This is a genomic window from Salmonella sp. K21076, assembly GCF_039650795.1.
Lineage (GTDB): Bacteria > Pseudomonadota > Gammaproteobacteria > Enterobacterales > Enterobacteriaceae > Salmonella > Salmonella enterica.
In genome coordinates, this window is the sequence record NZ_JBCLYA010000041.1 from 23,507 (window position 1) to 43,730 (window position 20,224).

At 54.9% G+C, this 20,224-nt stretch carries 11 protein-coding genes and 1 other RNA gene; 7 read left to right on the forward strand and 5 right to left on the reverse strand.

All coding sequences use genetic code 11. From position 1 onward, the window contains the following. The first annotated feature begins 143 nt into the window (after positions 1 to 143). Positions 144 to 482, forward strand: coding sequence for an outer membrane protein assembly factor BamE (bamE, locus tag AAYN39_RS11075; RefSeq protein ID WP_001203445.1), 339 nt, complete (start codon positions 144 to 146; stop codon positions 480 to 482). A gap of 165 nt (positions 483 to 647) precedes the next feature. Here the strand turns inward: bamE and AAYN39_RS11080 are convergent, their stop codons facing one another. Both AAYN39_RS11080 and AAYN39_RS11085 read right to left on the reverse strand, forming a co-directional pair. After that, positions 648 to 938, reverse strand: coding sequence for an RnfH family protein (locus AAYN39_RS11080; protein ID WP_001112990.1), 291 nt, complete (start codon positions 936 to 938; stop codon positions 648 to 650). Continuing rightward, complete coding sequence (locus AAYN39_RS11085; protein WP_001537508.1) at positions 928 to 1,365, reverse strand: type II toxin-antitoxin system RatA family toxin; 438 nt, start codon at positions 1,363 to 1,365, stop codon at positions 928 to 930. Before AAYN39_RS11085 ends, AAYN39_RS11080 begins: the two co-directional genes overlap by 11 nt. 188 nt (positions 1,366 to 1,553) lie before the next feature. Here AAYN39_RS11085 and smpB point away from each other — a divergent pair, with 188 nt between their 5' ends. From smpB to ssrA, 6 genes are all read left to right on the forward strand, one after another. After that, entirely contained in the window at positions 1,554 to 2,036 is a 483-nt protein-coding gene (smpB, locus tag AAYN39_RS11090; protein ID WP_001518569.1) for an SsrA-binding protein SmpB, read from the forward strand. A gap of 619 nt (positions 2,037 to 2,655) precedes the next feature. Next, positions 2,656 to 13,530: an Ig-like domain repeat protein gene (locus AAYN39_RS11095; protein WP_001237649.1), complete on the forward strand. Its 10,875-nt coding sequence runs from the start codon at positions 2,656 to 2,658 to the stop codon at positions 13,528 to 13,530. A gap of 63 nt (positions 13,531 to 13,593) precedes the next feature. Further along, positions 13,594 to 15,003 (forward strand): TolC family outer membrane protein, encoded by a 1,410-nt coding sequence (locus AAYN39_RS11100; protein ID WP_000533850.1) that lies wholly within the window; start codon positions 13,594 to 13,596, stop codon positions 15,001 to 15,003. Then, positions 15,000 to 17,156 (forward strand): type I secretion system permease/ATPase, encoded by a 2,157-nt coding sequence (locus AAYN39_RS11105; RefSeq protein WP_000196137.1) that lies wholly within the window; start codon positions 15,000 to 15,002, stop codon positions 17,154 to 17,156. The genes AAYN39_RS11100 and AAYN39_RS11105 overlap by 4 nt, the downstream gene beginning before the upstream one ends. 31 nt (positions 17,157 to 17,187) lie before the next feature. Continuing rightward, positions 17,188 to 18,351, forward strand: coding sequence for an HlyD family type I secretion periplasmic adaptor subunit (locus tag AAYN39_RS11110; RefSeq protein WP_010989217.1), 1,164 nt, complete (start codon positions 17,188 to 17,190; stop codon positions 18,349 to 18,351). A 71-nt stretch (positions 18,352 to 18,422) separates the two neighbouring features. Continuing rightward, positions 18,423 to 18,785: a transfer-messenger RNA gene (gene ssrA / locus AAYN39_RS11115) on the forward strand. 108 nt (positions 18,786 to 18,893) lie between these two features. Here ssrA and AAYN39_RS11120 read toward each other — a convergent pair. The 3 genes from AAYN39_RS11120 to AAYN39_RS11130 form a co-directional block, all read right to left on the reverse strand. After that, positions 18,894 to 19,667, reverse strand: a complete 774-nt coding sequence (locus AAYN39_RS11120) for a reverse transcriptase domain-containing protein (protein WP_000151542.1) — start codon at positions 19,665 to 19,667, stop codon at positions 18,894 to 18,896. Continuing rightward, positions 19,636 to 19,809, reverse strand: coding sequence for a hypothetical protein (locus AAYN39_RS11125; RefSeq protein ID WP_000380485.1), 174 nt, complete (start codon positions 19,807 to 19,809; stop codon positions 19,636 to 19,638). The genes AAYN39_RS11120 and AAYN39_RS11125 overlap by 32 nt, the downstream gene beginning before the upstream one ends. A gap of 261 nt (positions 19,810 to 20,070) precedes the next feature. Then, positions 20,071 to 20,224, reverse strand: a 154-nt coding sequence (locus AAYN39_RS11130; RefSeq protein WP_061388660.1) for an ogr/Delta-like zinc finger family protein, incomplete at its 5' end; no start/stop codon positions are given.

A 20,224-nucleotide genomic window follows, 5' to 3' on the forward strand; every position in this document is an offset into this window, starting at 1 on the left:
TTTATCTCCCGAAGGTCTGAGTTCACAACAAAAACGCCGTAAGACCCGACAGCAAAAGGTTTTAAAGTGATGAAAGGTCTATTATCATCGGCATATTAATATGAGCCACGTACTGCTCAGGCCCGAAAAGGAACCCAATCACTATGCGCTGTAAAACGCTGACTGCTGCCGCAGCAGTACTCCTGATGTTGACCGCAGGCTGTTCCACTCTGGAGCGAGTGGTTTACCGACCTGACATCAATCAGGGGAACTATCTTACACCTACGGATGTCGCCAAAGTGCGTGTTGGTATGACGCAACAACAGGTTGCGTATGCTTTAGGCACGCCGATGATGACCGATCCTTTTGGTACGAACACCTGGTTTTATGTCTTCCGCCAGCAGCCAGGACATGAGAACGTGACGCAGCAGACTCTGACGCTCACCTTTAACAGCAGCGGCGTGTTAACCAATATTGATAACAAACCGGCGTTGACGAAGTAATTTTGTGATACCGCCTGATGAGGTTACGTTCATCAGGCCTGCAAACCTCTCCCCCGCCATTTGGTACGAATTTGCCTGATGGCGCTACGTTTATCTGGCTTACAGGCACGCCTGTGCTTCAGGTGTGGTACGGCTTTCACACCGTTATCCGGCAAAAGAGGCTAATTATCTGCCAGCCGATTTTTCGGCACGCTGGCGGCGTAATGCTTTTGGATCGGCGATTAAGGGACGGTAAATTTCAACCCGATCGCCATCCTGCACCGTATCGGTGAGTTTTACCGGACGACTGTAGATACCTACTTTATTTTTCGCCAGATCGATATCCGTGCGCAATTCCAGCAAGCCGGAAGCGCGAATCGCCTCTTCGACCGTCGCGCCCTCCTCCAGCGTTACGCGCTGCAAATACTGCTTTTCCGGCAGCGCATAAGCCACTTCAACCACAAGTTTATCCGGCACGGTAAACCTCTTTGGCGCGAACCGTAAACGCCTGCACCATGTTGGACGCTAACTCTTTGAATATACGACCAAACGCCAGCTCAATGAGTTTATTGGTAAACTCAAAATCAAGCTGAAACTCAATGCGGCACGCCTCGGGGCTGAGCGGGGTAAATTTCCAGCCGCCGATCAGCTTTTTAAAGGGGCCATCCACCAGATGCATCAGAATACTCTGGTTACGCGTTAGCTGATTACGCGTCGTAAACGTCTTGCTGATACCCGCCTTCGACACGTCAACAGCCGCCGTCATCTGTGCTGGCGATGACTCCAGGACACGACTGCCAACACACCCAGGCAAAAACTGGGGATACGATTGCACGTCATTCACTAACTGATACATCTGTTCCGCACTGTAGGGGACTAAAGCAGTCCGACTAATCTGAGGCATAGCAATTCCCATCAACATAAATCGTGTAAATAATACCACTTATCAGCGAGTAAAAAAAATGCTGTCCCCAACCGTCATGCCTTAATTGTGCGTGCATAGCCCAACTCATGCTAAGATAGATTTTTGCACCTCATCAGGACGTAATGGGGTGTTTTCGATATCAGATTACCTATGAATTCACGACACTTATGACGAAGAAAAAAGCACATAAACCGGGCTCAGCCACCATCGCGCTGAATAAGCGCGCCCGGCACGAATACTTTATCGAAGAAGAGTTCGAGGCTGGTCTCGCCCTGCAAGGCTGGGAAGTAAAATCTCTGCGCGCAGGAAAAGCCAATATCGGCGACAGTTACGTTATCCTCAAAGATGGCGAGGCCTGGCTGTTTGGCGCAAACTTTACGCCGATGGCGGTCGCCTCGACACATGTCGTATGCGACCCAACCCGAACCCGCAAACTGTTGTTAAATCAGCGTGAGCTTGATTCGCTGTATGGCCGTATTAATCGTGAAGGTTATACTGTCGTCGCGCTTTCTCTGTACTGGAAAAATGCCTGGTGCAAAGTGAAGATCGGCGTGGCGAAAGGTAAAAAACAACATGATAAACGTTCCGATCTTAAAGAACGTGAGTGGCAACTGGATAAAGCACGCATTATGAAAAATGCAGGCCGATAATAGACATTTTTTGTGACCAGCTTCTCAGTATGAAGCTGGTCAATGTTCATATCTCATGCATGCCTCGAAAATATATTCTCTGTGTCTGACGCTTATCAATAGCAATAAATACCACACCACAACAAGAATATATTCTTTGTTTAAAAAATTTTTATAGCCTAATAACACAATACTTCAAATGATTTTTATAAAATTTAATATTGCTGAATACCTTCACAAAAAGTATTGTTTTTATGTTAAAAGAGAAAAAGAAGAAAAAATTAAAATTCATTATAAAACATAAAGATAAATAAAAAATTATCATGCATTGTTAGCCCACCCTACCTCTCCTTAACACAAACTCCGTTATATTTCAGACGCACTAACACCTTTATCAATAGATCTTAATTTGCAGAAAGATTTTTTTCTGACTATATCATCTAATACGAAAGCACTAGTCAGGCACAAAAAACAAATGGTTATTCGACGAGAAAACCAGACCTTCACCTACGCTCATAAAAAAGAATATGGCTACGGAAATTCATCTCTCACGATAAACGGGAAGGCTCGTCTACGCATTTTGCCCTGAACGTCGTGCCCGTTAATTAATACACAGAGCAAATCCATCAGGAGCTAATTTATGCGTCTACTCGCCGTGGTTTCGAAATTGACTGGCGTCTCCACCACTCTGGAATCCTCAGCGGTCACTCTTAACGCGCCTTCAATTGTTAAATTATCAGTGGCCCGGGATGAAATTAGTCAACTTACGCGCATTAATCAGGATCTGGTGGTGAGGCTCCATTCCGGCGAAACGATCACGATTAAAAACTTTTACGTTACCAACGATCTGGGCGCAAGCCAGCTGGTACTGGCGGAAAACGATGGCACGTTATGGTGGGTGGAAAATCCGCAAGCCGGGCTACATTTTGAACAAATCGCTGATATTAATGAGCTGCTGGTCACTTCCGGCGCTTCCCATGAAGCAGGCGGCGCCGTTTGGCCGTGGGTACTGGCTGGCGCGGTGGCGGCTGGCGGCATTGCCGCTATCGCGTCTTCCGGCGGCGGCGATTCCCACCATCATTCGGATGGCGATAATCCGCCCCCCGATAACACCAATCCTGACGGTAATCCCCCTGATAACAGCAATCCCGGCGGCAGTAACCCTAACGGCAATACTCCAGGTAGCAGTAATCCTGTAGATACTACCCCGCCTCTCGCTCCCGGCGAATTATTGATTTCAGCGGACGGAAAAACGGTGAGCGGCGAGGCCGAAGCGGGCAGTCTCATTACCATCAAAGATCCCTCAGGCAACGTCGTTGGCGAGGGCAAAGCGGATAGCGACGGTAAATTTAGTATTGATCTGACAGCGCCACAGATTAGCGGCGAACAACTTACCGTGACTGCGACTGACGATGCCGGCAATACCGGCCCATCCGCAACCATTGATGCGCCCAACATTCCTCTCCCCGATACACCGGTTATCACCGCCGCTATCGATGATGCCGCTCCCCTCACCGGCACGCTGAGCAATAATCAGTTTACGAACGACAATACCCCCACTCTGGAGGGCACCGGCAGCGCAGGCACAGTCATCCATATTTACGCCAATGGTCAGGAAATAGGCTCAACAACAGTTGATACCAGCGGAAACTGGCATTTTGCCATTACCAGCGCGCTAGCGGATGGGGAAAATCATTTCACCGCCATTGCGACTAACGTTAAAGGCGAAAGTAGCGAATCAGCCCGCTTTACGCTGACTATCGACACACTCAGCCCCGATGCTCCACGCGTTGAACTGATGGCCGATAACACCGGTTTGCTCACCGGACCGCTACAGAATAATGACCGGACTGACGAGGCAAAACCGCTATTTTCCGGGCAGGGAGAGGCAGGCAATACCATCACGATTAAAGAGGGTTCAACCGTTATCGGCAGCGCTACCGTAGACGAAAATGGACGCTGGACCTTTACGCCGACTACGCCGTTAAGCGATGGCGAACATACCTTTACCGTCGAACAGAGCGACAAAGCCGGAAACGCAAGCCGCGTGACGACAACGCCTACTATCATTGTGGACACCACGCCGCCGGACGCCGCTATCATTGATAATGTCGCGAAAGACGGCACAACCGTTAGCGGCACCGCTGAAGCTGGCAGTACCGTGTCGATCTATGACCCGGCGGGAAATTACCTGGGCTCCACGATTACCGGAGAAAATAACCACTTCAGCATCACGCTGAATCCGGCCCAGACCCACGGCGAGCGTCTGGAAGCGCGTATTCAGGACGCCGTCGGTAACATCGGCCCCGCCACAGAGTTTACCGCTTCTGACTCACAGTATCCTGCCCAGCCGACTATCCTTACCGTGACGGATGACGCTGGCGCCGTTACCGGGCTGTTGAAAAATGGCGATGCCACAGATGATAACCGCCCAACCCTCAGCGGTACTGCTGAACCAGGCAGTACGATATCGATTAACGATAATGGCTTTCCTGTTCCGAGCTTTCCGCCCATTGTCGCTGACGCTGACGGCAAATGGAGCTTTACCCCCTCGCTGGCGCTTGCCGATGGCGACCATGTCTTTACCGCTACCGCGACCAACGATCGCGGCACTAGCGGGCAGTCCGTCGCCTTTACCATTGATATCGACACGCAGCCGCCGGTGCTGGAAGGCCTGGCAGTTAGCGACGTCGGCGACAGACTCACCGGCACTACGGAAGCTGGCAGCACTGTGGTTATCAAAGATAGCCTGGGAAATACGCTCGGGAGTGGAACGGCAGGCGACGACGGCACCTTCTCAATAGGTATTAGCCCGGCGAAAATTAACGGTGAAACATTAAGCATTAGCGTTACCGATAAAGCCGCGAATAGCGGTCCGGTAGAAACGCTGAACGCGCCGGATAAAACTGCGCCTGCGGCACCGAACGGTCTTATCGTGGCGACCGACGGTCTGTCCGTAAGCGGTCAGGCGGAAGCCGGGGCAACGGTCACTATCCGCGACAGTAGCAATACCGTACTTGGCAGCGCCGTCGCTAACGGCAACGGACAATTTATCGTTCCGCTGAATGCGGCGCAGACTAACGGCCAGGCGCTTATCGCTACCGCCACCGATATAGCGAACAACGAAAGCGCCGCCGCGACGGTCGACGCGCCGGACAGTACCGCGCCAGAAATGCCGAAAAACGTGGTAATTAGTGAGGATGGCGCCAGTATCAGCGGCACCGCCGAACCGGGTAGCTCCATTACGATCACCACGCCGGACGGCACGCCGCTCGGCAGCGGCAAAGCAGATGGCGAAGGTCATTTTACCCTTCCCCTCGCCCCCGCACAGACCAACGGCGAACAGGTTACCGTCACCGCCACCGACAGCGCCAACAACGTCAGCCCGCCAACTACAGCGCAAGCGCCCGATATCACCGCCCCGGATAAGCCCATTATCACCCAGGTGCTGGACGATGTTGAAAGCTTCACCGGGCCGCTGGTTAACGGACAAACCACCAATGACAACCGCCCCACCCTTAGCGGTACGGCGGAGGCTGGCGCGCGTGTCGAAATTTTTGATAACGGCGTTTCGCTGGGGCTCGCCACGCTACAGCCCAACGGCGGCTGGACGTTTACGCCGTCGCAAAATTTAGGTGAAGGCGCGCATCGACTGACCGTAATCGCAACCGACGCTAAAGGCAATGCCAGTCCGGCGGGGAACGAAAGTCCGGAATCCATCAGCTTTACCCTACGCATCGATACCCAGGCGCCGGATGCGCCGCAGATCGTGTCAGCCGCCATCACAGGCGGAGAAGGCGAGGTGCTACTGGCAAACGGCAGTATTACCAATCAGCGTATGCCGACCCTCAGCGGCACCGGCGAACCCGGCGCCATCATCACCCTGTACAATAACGGCGTAGAACTGGCTACCGTCCAGGTCAATCCACAGGGTAGCTGGACCTATCCGCTAACCCGTAATCTGAGCGAAGGGTTAAACATCCTGACGGCCACCGCCACGGATGCCGCAGGCAATAGTAGCCCGACCTCCGGCGTTTTCTCCGTTACCCTTGATACCCAGCCTCCAGCGCAGCCTGACGCGCCGCTAATCAGCGATAACGTCGCGCCGGTTATCGGCAACATCGGCAATAATGGCGCAACGAACGATACCACGCCGACCTTCAGCGGCACGGGAGAGATCGGCAGCACGATAATTCTCTACAATAATGGCAGTGAAATTGGTCGCACAACGGTAGGCGATAACGGTAGCTGGAACTTTACGCCTGCGGCACTGACGCCAGAAACCTATACCATTACCGTCACGGAAACCGATATAGCGGGCAATATCAGTCCACCTTCCGCCTCAGTCACTTTTACGCTAGACACCACTGCGCCCGCCAATCCGGTTATCACTTTTGCCGAAGATAACGTCGGCGAAGTCCAGGATACTATTGTCAGCGGCGCAACCACTGACGACAATACACCGGTCATTCACGGCACTGGCGACATCGGCAGCGTGATCACGCTCTATAATGGCAGTAGTGTCGTGGGCGTAGTCACCGTCGATGAGACCGGTACCTGGACGCTGCCGGTGACCAGCGCGTTGCCGGATGGCGTCTACACCCTGACCGCCATTGCCGCCGATGCCGCCGGAAACAGCAGCGGCGTATCGAACAGCTTTACCTTCACCGTCGACACCGTTCCGTTGCAGCCGCCCGTCGTCAATGAGATCCTCGACGATGTTGCACCAGTGACCGGGCCATTAACCGATGGCGCCTTTACTAACGATCGGACGCTGACTATTAACGGCAGCGGCGAAAACGGCAGCACCGTCACGATTTACGACAATGGCGTGGCAATCGGGACGGCGCTCGTTACCGACGGGGTCTGGACATTCAATACGTCCGAATTGTCAGAAGCCAGCCATGCGCTAACCTTCAGCGCGACTGACGATGCTGGAAATACCACGGCGCAAACCCAACCGATCACCATTACCGTGGATATCACCGCCCCGCCCGCGCCAACGATCCAGACGGTGGCCGATGATGGCACGCGCGTCGCCGGACTTGCCGATCCTTACGCTACCGTTGAAATTCATCATGCCGATGGCACCCTGGTCGGCAGCGCTGTCGCTAATGGCACCGGTGAATTTGTCGTCACGCTCAGTCCGGCGCAAACCGATGGCGGTACGCTGACGGCAATTGCTATCGATCGCGCGGGGAATAACGGCCCGGCTACGAATTTTCCTGCTTCCGACAGCGGTCTGCCCGCCGTCCCGGCCATCACGGCGATTGAAGATGATGTCGGGAGCATACAGGGGAATATTGCAGCGGGCGGCGCCACGGACGACACCATGCCGACGCTGCGCGGCACCACGGATATCGGCTCTACCGTTGAAGTTTTCATTGATGGCGATTCGGCAGGCTTTGCCACCGTTGACGCCAGCGGGAACTGGATCTTTGAGATCGCGACGCCATTAAGCGAAAGCACACATTACTTCACCGTCCAGGCAACCAATGCGAATGGCCCGGGCGGCCTGTCCGCACCGGTCGGGATCACTGTCGATCTTAGCGCGCCGGCACAACCGGTTATTACCAGCGCAACGGATGATGTCCCCGGCATGACCGGTACGCTGGATAACGGCGCGCTCACCAATGATTCACGCCCGACGCTCAACGGAACGGGAGAAGCAGGCGCCACAATCCGCATTCTGGATAACGGCGTAGAAATCGGTTCCGCTACGGTAGATCAAAGCGGCAACTGGCGCTTCACCCCGAACACGCCGCTGGAGAGCAACGCACACATCTTTACCGCCGTGGCGACCGATCCCGCCGGCAATAGCGGTCAGCTTTCGGATGGTTTTACGCTGAACATTGACGCGCAGGCACCAGATGTGCCGGTTATCACCTCCGTGATTGACGATAACAATCAACCGACCGTCCCGGTGTTACCGGGGCAATCCACCGACGATCGGCAGCCAATACTGAACGGAACTGGCGAACCTGGCGCGACAATCACCATTTTTGATAACGGTACGCCGCTTGGCACGGCTCAGGTAGGCGAAAACGGTAGCTGGACCTTCCCGGTGCCCCGCAATTTGTCAGAGGGAAGCCATAATCTGACGGTTAGCGCTACCGATCCGGCGGGCAATACCAGCGCGGTCTCCGCGCCGTGGACGATCGTGGTCGATATTACGCCTCCGGCGATCCCGGTTCTCACCTCCGTTGTGGATGACCAGCCCGGTATTACCGGCAACCTGGTTAGCGGGCAGCTAACGAACGATGCGACGCCCACCCTGAACGGGCGCGGAGAGGCAGGCGCGACGATTAATGTCTATCTTGACGGTAATCCCGCGTCCATCGGTACCACGACGGTGAATAGCGACGGCACGTGGAGTTTCACGCCGCAGACGCCGCTTGCAAACGGTAGCCACACGTTCACCCTTAGCGCCACCGATCCGGCGGGTAATAGCAGCGCGGTGTCCAGCGGATTTGTGCTGACGATTGACACCACACCGCCCGCCGCGCCGGTTATCGCCAGCGTGGCAGATAATACGGCGCCGGTAACGGGCATCGTCCCCAACGGCGGCTCGACGAACGAAACCCGACCAACACTCTCGGGTACCGGTGAGGCGGGTACAACCATCTCGATTTATAATGGCAGCGCGCTGGTCGGCACGGCGCAAGTTCAGGCCAACGGTAGCTGGAGCTTTACACCGTCTACCTCGCTGGGCGCGGGCGTCTGGAACCTGACGGCGACAGCAACCGATGCGGCAGGCAATACCAGCGCCGCGTCCGAAATACGCTCGTTTACTATTGATACCACGGCTCCCGCCGCGCCTGTTATTGATACGGTCTACGACGGTACGGGCCCCATTACCGGCAATCTGAGTTCAGGGCAGATCACAGACGAGGCGCGCCCTGTCATTAGCGGCACCCGTGAAGCCAACACAACTATTCGTCTCTACGATAACGGCACGCTGCTGGCTGAAATTCCCGCCGACAATAGCAGTAGCTGGCGCTACACGCCCGACGCCTCGCTGGCGACGGGCAACCATGTAATTACCGTCATTGCCGTTGATGCCGCAGGCAACGCCAGCCCCGTTTCGGACAGCGTTAATTTCGTCGTCGATACCACGCCGCCGCTGACGCCGGTAATCACATCAGTCAGTGACGATCAGGCGCCAGGCCTCGGCACGATCGCGAACGGCCAAAATACCAACGATCCTACGCCAACCTTCAGCGGCACCGCAGAAGCCGGCGCCACGATCACGCTCTATGAAAATGGTACGGTCATTGGCACGACAACGGCTCAGCCTGACGGCGCGTGGAGCGTCTCCACCTCAACGTTGGCAAGCGGAACGCACGTCATCACCGCCGTCGCCACCGATGCCGCAGGAAACAGCAGCCCGAACAGTACGGCTTTCACCCTGACGGTCGATACCACCGCGCCGCAAACGCCAATCCTGACGTCCGTGGTGGATGACGTCGCGGGCGGGGTCACAGGAAATCTCGCTAATGGTCAGATAACCAATGATAACCGCCCCACGCTGAACGGCACTGCCGAAGCGGGCAGCGTGGTCAGTATCTATGATGGCGACACTCTGCTTGGCGTCACCTCGGCTAACGCTAGCGGCGCATGGAGCTTCACGCCGACGACAGGGTTAAACGACGGCACGCGCACATTAACAGTGACCGCCACCGACCCAGCAGGCAACGTTAGCCCGGCCACCAGCGGTTTTACTATCGTGGTCGATACCCTTGCGCCAACGGTTCCGCTTATAACCAGCATCGTTGATGATGTCCCGAACAATACCGGCGCCATTGGCAATGGACAATCGACCAATGACACACAGCCGACGCTCAACGGTACCGCGGAAGCCAACAGCGCGGTAAGTATCTTCGATAATGGCGCGCTGGTCACGACCGTGAACGCCAATGCCAGCGGCAACTGGAGCTGGACGCCAACCGCCTCGCTCGGCCAGGGAAGTCATGCCTATAGCGTTAGCGCCGCCGATGCGGCTGGCAACGTTAGCGCCGCTTCGCCATCGACAACGATTATCGTGGATACCATTGCGCCCGGCGCGCCCGGTAACCTAGTCATCAATGCTACCGGTAATCGGGTGACGGGCACCGCGGAAGCAGGCAGCACAGTGACGATTACCTCTGAGACTGGTGTGGTACTGGGAACCGCCACCGCCGACGGTACGGGCAGCTTCACCGCCACACTCACGCCCGCGCAGACCAATGGTCAGCCGCTACTGGCATTTGCCCAGGATAAAGCAGGCAACACTGGCATTGCCGCCGGATTTACCGCGCCCGATACGCGCGTGCCGGAAGCGCCGATCATCACCAACGTAGTGGATGATGTGGGTATTTATACCGGCGCTATCGCCAACGGTCCGGTCACTAATGACGCACAACCCACATTGAATGGTACCGCTCAGGCGGGCGCCACGGTGAGCATTTATAACAACGGGGCGCTGCTCGGCACCACCACGGCGAACGCCAGCGGGAACTGGAGCTTTACCCCGACAGGCAATTTGACCGAAGGCAGCCACGCCTTCACCGCTACCGCAACTAACGCCAACGGTACAGGCAGCGTCTCCACCGCCGCGACGGTGATTGTCGATACGCTGGCGCCCGGTACGCCGTCAGGTACGCTCAGCGCCGATGGCGGTTCACTTTCCGGACAGGCTGAGGCAAACAGCACCGTAACCGTAACGCTGGCGGGGGGCGTGACGCTCACCACCACCGCCGGCAGCAACGGCGCATGGTCTCTCACCTTGCCGACAAAACAAATTGAAGGTCAACTCATTAACGTGACGGCCACTGACGCTGCGGGTAACGCCTCCGGCACGTTAGGCATTACCGCGCCGATTCTGCCGCTGGCGGCAAGGGATAACATAACCAGTCTTGATCTGACCTCTACCGCCGTCACCAGCACGCAAAACTATTCGGATTACGGCCTGCTGCTGGTTGGCGCGCTTGGCAATGTCGCCTCGGTTTTGGGTAACGATACCGCTCAGGTTGAGTTCACCATTGCTGAAGGTGGTACGGGCGACGTCACCATCGATGCCGCCGCAACGGGAATCGTGCTTTCGCTGCTCAGCACTCAGGAGATAGTGGTACAGCGCTATGACACCAGCCTCGGCACCTGGACGACGATCGTCAACACCGCCGTTGGCGACTTCGCGAATTTGCTTACCCTGACCGGGAGCGGCGTTACCCTGAACCTGAACGGACTGGGCGAAGGCCAGTACCGGGTACTCACTTATAACACCAGTCTGCTCGCCACCGGGTCATATACCAGCCTGGATGTCGATGTACACCAGACCAGCGCAGGTATTATTAGCGGGCCAACCATCAGTACCGGCAACGTCATGGCTGATGATACCGCGCCGACGGGCACCACGGTCACCGCCATCACCAACGCCAACGGCGTCAGTACGCCGGTCGGCGCGGGCGGCGTGGATATCCTGGGGCAATACGGCACGCTGCACATTAATCAGGATGGCAGTTACACCTACACGCTGACTAAGCCCACGGCGGGATACGGACATAAAGAGAGCTTCACCTACACCATCACCCAGAATGGCGTCGGTAGCAGCGCCGCGCAACTGGTTATTAATTTGGGTCCCGCGCCTGTACCGGGCAGCGTGATAGCGACAGACAATAACGCCTCGCTGGTCTTTGATACTCACGTTAGCTACGTCAACAACGGCCCCTCGACACAAAGCGGCGTCACGGTATTAAGCGTCGGACTTGGTAATGTACTGAACGCGAATCTGCTTGATGATATGACTAATCCGATCATCTTTAACGTTGAAGAAGGCGCTACGCGAACCATGACGTTACAGGGAACCGTCGGCGGCGTCTCACTGGTTTCCACGTTCGATCTGTACGTTTATCGCTTCAACGATGCCATTCAACAATATGAGCAGTTCCGGGTGCAAAAGGGCTGGATTAACACCCTGCTGTTAGCCGGACAGTCCCAGCCGCTGACCCTGACGTTGCCTGGCGGCGAATACTTGTTCGTGCTGAATACCGCCAGCGGCATTAGCGTCCTCACTGGCTATACGTTGGCGATTTCCCAGGACCACACCTATGCCGTTGACAGTATCACCGCCAACACCACCGGCAACGTACTGACCAATGATGTCGCCCCTACGGACGCCCTCCTCACTGAAGTAAACGGCGTGGCGATTGCGGCGACCGGCACGACGGAGGTAAATGGGCTGTATGGCTCGCTCATCATTGACGCAAGAGGCAACTATACCTACACGCTGAAGAACGGCGTCGGCGCCGACAGCATTAAAACGCCGGACAGCTTTATCTATACGCTCAAAGCGCCAAACGGCGATACCGATACGGCCTCGCTCAATATCACGCCAACCGCCAGGGCGCTGGATGCGATTAATGATGTCAGCGATACCCTTAGCGTCGCCACGCTTCAGGATACCGCTGCCTGGCTGGACTCCAGCGTCGGCAGCGCCAGTTGGGGGCTACTCGGCAAATCGGGCAGCGGGAGCGGCACCTTTGACGTTGCAACGGGCACCGTACTTAAAGGCGCGTCACTGGTCTTTGATGTCTCCACGCTCATTACGCTGGGCAATCTGAATATTAGCTGGGCCATTCAGGAGAACGGAACCGTCATACGCAACGGAACCGTCCCGGTGGCGAATATCACGCTGGGCAGCGCGACGGTGACCGTCAACCTGAGCGGCCTGGAGCTGGATGCCGGAACGTACACGCTTAACTTTACCGGCACCAATACCCTGGCCGGGGCGGCGACAATCACGCCACGCGTCATCGGCACCACCGTCGATCTGGATAATTTTGAAACGTCCGGAACGCATACCGTTCTCGGCAATATTTTTGACGGCAGCGACGCGGCGGGGGCGATGGATCAGCTTAATACGGTGAATACTCGCCTGAGCATTAGCGGGTATAACGGCAGCGCCGCCACGCTGGACGCCGCGGCGAATACCACCAGCGCCACGATTCAGGGACATTACGGCACATTGCAAATTAACCTCGATGGCGCTTACACCTACACCCTGAATAATGGCGTCGCGATGTCGTCCATCACCAGTAAAGAGGTCTTTACCTATCAACTGGATGACAAGATAGGTCATACGGATAGCGCCACATTGACCATTGATATGGCGCCGCAAATCGTCAGTACCAACCAAAACGATGTTCTTATCGGCTCCGCCTATGGCGATACGCTGATTTATCACCTGTTAAACGGCGCGGACGCGACCGGCGGCAACGGCGCCGATCGCTGGCAAAACTTCTCCACCGCGCAGGGCGACAAGATCGATATCCACGAACTGCTGACCGGCTGGGATCACCAGGCGGCGACGCTAGGTAACTTTGTTCAGGTTCATACCAGCGGCGCCAATACGGTGATATCCGTCGATCGCGACGGCGCCGGCAGCGCGTTTAAATCAACTGACCTTGTCACTTTGGAGAATGTGCAGCTCACGCTAAATGATCTGTTGCAGAACAACCACCTGATAACCGGCGGTTGATAAAAAGCCCCGAACGCCACGACGTTCGGGGCAACAAGCGGTGATATTTAAAAGGGATAAACTATGGGAAGAGTCGCGCCTGTCGCCATCGTACTGGCATTTGCTTTGTTTCATCACCAGCCCCGGGGCGCAGAAGCGCTGCCAATGATTACATCCGAAGGATTAGCAACGGACCAGATGCTTCCTTCGCTGGATGGCTCCGCCGCTGAGTTGCCGCTCAGCGCCGCCGCGCCGGGCAACCTGACGCTCAATGACGCGGTCAATCGCGCCGTTAACTGGCATCCTTCTATTCGCGAAGCCGTCGGCAAACTGCTCGCACAGAATGAACAAATAGAGGTCGCCAAATCGAAATATTATCCGCAAGTCAGCGCTGGCGTGAACAATGGGTACAGCAATACCTACACCGATCACGGGTATAGCCCCTCGCTGGTGCTGTCGGTATCGCAAATGCTTTATGACTTCGGCAAAGTGGCAAGCCAGGTTCGCGCCGAAACCGCAGGCGCAGCACAGCAACAGGCCAACGTGTTGCTCAGTATTGATACCGTCGCGCACGAAACCGCCAACGCCATTGTACAAACGCAGAGCTGGCAGCAAATGGTAGAAGCGGCGGAAGAACAGCTCGTCGCGCTGGACAGCATCGGTAAACTTATCCGGCAGCGCAGCGATGAAGGCGCTACGTCGCTATCTGACGTGGTGCAAACCGAAGCCAGAATCGAATCCGCCCGCTCGCAACTGGCGCAGTATCAGGCCAATCTCGACAGTGCGAAAGCCTCACTGATGAGCTGGCTGGGCTGGAATTCGCTTAACGGCATCAATAATGACTTCCCGGCGAAACTCGCTCGCAGCTGTGAGACAGCGACGCCCGAAGATCGGCTGGTGCCCGCGGTACTGGCCGCCTGGGCGCAGGCCAACGTTGCGCGGGCGAATCTGGACTATGCCAGTGCGCAAATGACGCCGACGATTTCGCTCGAACCTTCTGTACAACATTATCTTAATGACAAATATCCCAGTCATGAAGTGCTGGATAAAACCCAGTATTCCACCTGGGTGAAAGTTGAGATGCCGCTTTATCAGGGCGGAGGGCTGACTGCCCGACGCAACGCCGCCAGCCATGCGGTAGACGCGGCTCAGTCGACCATTCAGCGCACCCGGCTTGATGTCCGCCAGAAACTGATGGAGGCGCGCAGCCAGGCAATGAGTCTTGCCAGCGCGTTACAAATCCTTCGTCGGCAACAGCAGCTTAGCGAACGCACGCGCGAACTGTATCAGCAGCAATACCTTGACCTCGGTTCCCGCCCGTTGCTCGACGTGCTTAATGCGGAGCAGGAGGTTTACCAGGCGCGTTTTGCCGAACTGCAAACGGAAAGCCAGTTGCATCAGTTACAACTGAACTATCTGTATAACACCGGCGCGCTTCGTCAGGCGTTCGCGTTAAATCATCGCAGCATTCAATCCGTGGAGATCCAGCCATGACCCGCGCCGCCCCCGATGTAGAAGAGGTACTCAGTGAGCGCGCGCTAAGCCAATGGGCGCAGGCCATCAGCCATGTCGCCGGTCATTATCGCGTTGCCTGTTCTCCCGGTTCAATTCAGGCCAACGCCCCGTGGTTTAGGGGTAAAAGCAGAACGACCGCCTTAACGCAGCTCGCGCGGCAGGCGGGTTTATCCTTTCATGCGCCGGACATAGACAAAACGGCATTTAGTCAGTGGCGATTGCCGTTGGTTGTCGAGCTCCGGGACGGGCAGTTATTGGTCATCGAACATGTTAATGGCGAAGATGCGGTAGACGTTTTTGTGATTGAAGAAGAGGGTCAGCGTAACCGCCTGACGCTCAGCGAGTTATTGCCGGAGATCCTCTATGTTGCCGCGCTACGCCCGCTATCGGCGCTCAAGGATAGCCGCGTCGACCGCTATATCTCCCGCTTTAAACCCGACTGGATGCGCGAGCTGGTTCTGCAGGATATTCGCCCTTATTTACCGGTAATGGTCGCCGCCTTTCTGATTAACGTGCTGTCTCTGGCCGGGATTGTGTTCTCTATGCAGGTTTACGATCGGGTGATCCCCGCTCAGTCATATCCTACCCTGTACGTGCTCTCCTTCGGCGTGCTGGTAGCGGTGCTGTTCGGTTTTCTGCTGCGTGAAGCGCGTACGCACATTATGGACGTGCTCGGTAAACGCGCCGATATGCGCATTTCCGATCGGGTATTCGGTCATGCGTTAAGGCTGCGCAACAGCGCTATCCCCCGTTCCACCGGCAGTTTTATCTCGCAGTTACGTGAACTGGAGCAGATCCGCGAGATGATTACCTCTTCAACGCTGGCGACCATTGTCGATCTGCCTTTCTTTTTCCTGTTTATGATAGTCTTGGCGATTATTGCCCCACCGCTGGCATGGATAGCGCCCGTGGCGGCTCTGCTGATGATCCTGCCGGGCGTCGCACTGCAAAAAAAACTGGCTGTCCTCGCCAACCAGGCCGCCCACGAAGCGACGCTACGCAATGCGGTCTTGGTCGAAAGCGTTCAGGGGCTGGAAGATATTAAACTGATGCAGGCGGAGAACCGCTTTCTTCAGCAGTGGAATAGCTATATCCGTATTACCGGCGAGTCGGGTCTACGCACCCGCAAACTCACGCAAAGGCTTATCAGTTGGGGGATGTCGGTACAAAGTCTGGTGTATGCCGCAGTGATTATGTTCGGCGCGCCGATGGTCATTGAAGGCAGTATGACTACCGGCGCCGTGGTCGCCGCGTCGATGCTCGGCTCACGGATGATCGCGCCAATGGCTAACCTGTGCGGCGTGCTGGCGCGCTGGCAGCAGGTGAAAGCGGCGAAGATGGGTCTCGACAACATTATGCAACTGCCCACTGAGACACAGCATGACGATAGCCTGATACACCGCGACATCCTCCACGGGCATTACCTCTTTGAAAACGCTCAGTTTCGTTACCATAACGACGATCAACGCATACCGCTGCGCCTCGTGCGTCTGGAGATCATGCCAGGCGAGCGGATTGCGATACTGGGGCGTAACGGTGCGGGTAAATCCACACTTTTACAGGCGATGGCGGGCGGCCTGGAGATGATTCAGGGAGATGCCCGGCTTGATAATCTCAGCTTGTCGCACATCGATATGGCGGATTTACGCCGCAACATCGGCTTTCTTAGCCAGAACGCGCGGCTTTTCTTCGGCACCCTACGAGAGAACCTGACGCTCGGCGCGCCGCACGCCAACGATGAACAGATTTTTGACGCGCTCGAAGTCAGCGGCGGCGCCGTCTTCGTCAGGCGGCTGGCAAAAGGGTTGGATCATCCCATTATGGAGGGTGGTAACGGCCTGTCCGGCGGGCAGCGTCAGTCCCTGTTGCTGGCGAGAATGCTGCTGCGCTCCCCCAATATTGTGCTACTTGACGAACCCAGCGCCTCGCTGGACGAGCATACGGAACGAGAGTTTATTCAGCGGTTACATCAGTGGCTTGGCAACCGTACCCTGGTCGTCGCAACGCACCGGGTACCAATACTGGAGCTGGTTGAGCGTGTCGTTGTCCTGAAAGAAGGACAACTGGTGATGGACGCGCCAAAAGCGCAGGCGCTTAACGCGGATCGGATGCAAAGTCACCGTCGGGAGTAGAAAAATGAAAATCAATCAGCATGATGCCGCGATGGACGATTTCGATATTCAGCGTGAACGGGCGTTTTCCGGCGCGGGTCGTATTGTTCTGATCTGCTCACTGTTATTTCTCATTCTCGGCATCTGGGCGTGGTTTGGCCGACTGGATGAGGTTTCCACCGGCAACGGGAAAGTAATCCCCAGTTCACGCGAACAGGTTCTGCAGTCGCTGGATGGCGGCATTCTGGCGCAGTTGACGGTGCGGGAAGGCGACAGAGTTCAGGCTAACCAGATTGTCGCCCAGCTTGATCCGACGCGTCTGGCGTCCAATGTTGGTGAAAGTGCGGCAAAATATCGCGCTTCACTCGCCTCCAGCGCACGGTTAACCGCGGAAGTCAGCGACTTACCTCTCGCCTTCCCCGCTGAGCTGAACGGCTGGCCGGATCTGATTGCCGCAGAGACGCGTCTCTATAAAAGCCGCCGCGCGCAGCTGGCCGATACCGAAGCCGAGCTACGGGATGCGCTGGCGTCGGTTAATAAAGAGCTGACCATTACCCAGCGGCTGGAGAAAAGCGGCGCGGCCAGTCATGTTGAAGTGCTACGCCTGCAACGACAAAAAAGCGATTTAGGCTTAAAAATTACCGATCTGCGCTCACAATATTATGTGCAGGCACGCGAAGCGTTATCAAAAGCGAACGCTGAGGTCGATATGCTCTCCGCCATTTTAAAAGGACGCGAGGATTCCGTCACCCGCCTTACCATACGTTCGCCGGTACGCGGCATTGTTAAAAATATCCAGGTCACGACGATTGGCGGCGTGATCCCGCCTAACGGTGAGATGATGGAGATAGTGCCGGTAGACGATCGTCTGTTGATTGAAACCCGCCTTTCGCCGCGTGATATCGCCTTTATTCATCCCGGCCAACGCGCATTGGTTAAAATTACTGCTTACGATTACGCCATTTACGGCGGGCTTGACGGCGTGGTGGAGACCATTTCACCGGATACCATTCAGGATAAAGTGAAACCGGAAATTTTCTACTATCGCGTGTTTATCCGCACCCACCAGGACTATCTACAAAATAAATCAGGACGCCGTTTTTCGATTGTTCCAGGCATGATCGCCACGGTGGATATCAAAACCGGTGAAAAAACCATTGTCGACTATTTAATCAAACCGTTTAATCGCGCGAAAGAAGCGCTGCGCGAGCGGTAAATCGCTGAAGATAAGAAGATACGGGGGCTGGTCACGCGTGTCACAAGTCTGTTATACTTACCTTACACATTGGGGCTGATTCTGGATTCGACGGGATTTGCGAAACCCAAGGTGCATGCCGAGGGGCGGTTGGCCTCGTAAAAAGCCGCAAAAAAATAGTCGCAAACGACGAAACCTACGCTTTAGCAGCTTAATAACCTGCTTAGAGCCCTCTCTCCCTAGCCTCCGCTCTTAGGACGGGGATCAAGAGAGGTCAAACCCAAAAGAGATCGCGCGGATGCCCTGCCTGGGGTTGAAGCGTTAAAACGAATCAGGCTAGTCTGGTAGTGGCGTGTCCGTCCGCAGGTGCCAGGCGAATGTAAAGACTGACTAAGCATGTAGTACCGAGGATGTAGGAATTTCGGACGCGGGTTCAACTCCCGCCAGCTCCACCAAATAAATCAAGGGGTTACGTGAAAGCGTAGCCCTTTTTTCTTTGGTAGTGGCGGCAAAATGGCGGCAGGCATTCAGTCAAGCCCAGTTGCTACTACATGCGATCGCAATTACAACTTAAAGAGTTTCGCTTGCCCTGGATTAACAGCTTCGACGTAGTTTTTGACCCCTATTCTGTGCGGCTCATAATTGCTTGAATAGAAATCAATCAGGAAGTCACTCATTTTCTGAGATGTGACTTTCATAACTCCCTTACTCAAAGTTAAATTAAACACGCTAATCTTTGACGATGGTGCCTGAGTTTTACTCATGTTGGCTTGATAACCAGATTTACGCATTGCCACTAGTGCTTCGTCGTAAGCCGCTTGTAATTGGGCCAAATTGTTTGACGAGATGATCACATCATCCATAAACACACTTAGCTTGAGATCATGATGTTTGTTCAATCGGCGTAGTAAGCTACCAAAATAACTTTTATCTAAGCAGAGGGTTGCAAGTATTGGAGATTGAACAAAACCAAAAGGGAGGACATGCTTATGTGGACTATGGGACAAGTTTCTTACAGTTGAAAATGTTGAGATTTCCCGCGCTTGAGAATAGGTGAAGTAGCTCTTTAGATCACGGGTGATACGACTACGGCTCGTTGACTGAAAAAATTGTTTAATATCAACAACGGCAAAAAAATCACTTTTTAAGTGTAATCTGGCAGCTTTAAGATGCCCACCAGTTCTTAGATGGTAAAAATAGAGTGGCGGAATCCACTTGTTTCTGACAGCCTGAAGTATCTTCCCTCCGACTTTACGTGCCTCAACGCTTGGGACATAAACCCAAACCCCGGGCTTAATCTCAAATTTATCTTCCCACCTTTGAACTTCTATTGTCATGAGTTAAATTGTTGTAGTTGAAGGCCATGTTAAGAACGGCGTAAACCGCACCAACTAAGCCAACAAACGCGGTTGCGCATTTGAGCATAGCGGTGATCAGTTCAACACGCGCCTTAACTAAGCCAAGTTCGTTTGTATCCATAACTTGTTCCTCCATAGATACCTGACGTCTCTTAGCGCAAGCGCATGGCCCTAACTAAATAAAAAATAACAACCAGTTAGCCCAGAAAGCTTAACAAGTCGGCGTCCGATTACATGGCAACCAGGTAATCGGTCCGCAGTCGCAAAGCGACAAACTACATATCTACGGAGTGGGGATAAATCCCCGCTAACGTCAGGCATTGTTAATTTAACCTCAACTTATAGAAAAGTATAGTTTTAAATCATGTAGTTATGTCGCCATTTAAATCGGCAAACCCACCTGTTTAAATTTATGAGGATGCGGCTGAACCGGATTTGACTCTTTTGGCGTTGCAATCGAACGAACAAAAGTTTCATGGGTAACAAAAGTATGGCTGCAGTTAATGTTCTGGCACTGGTTGTAACGCTCTTTGGTC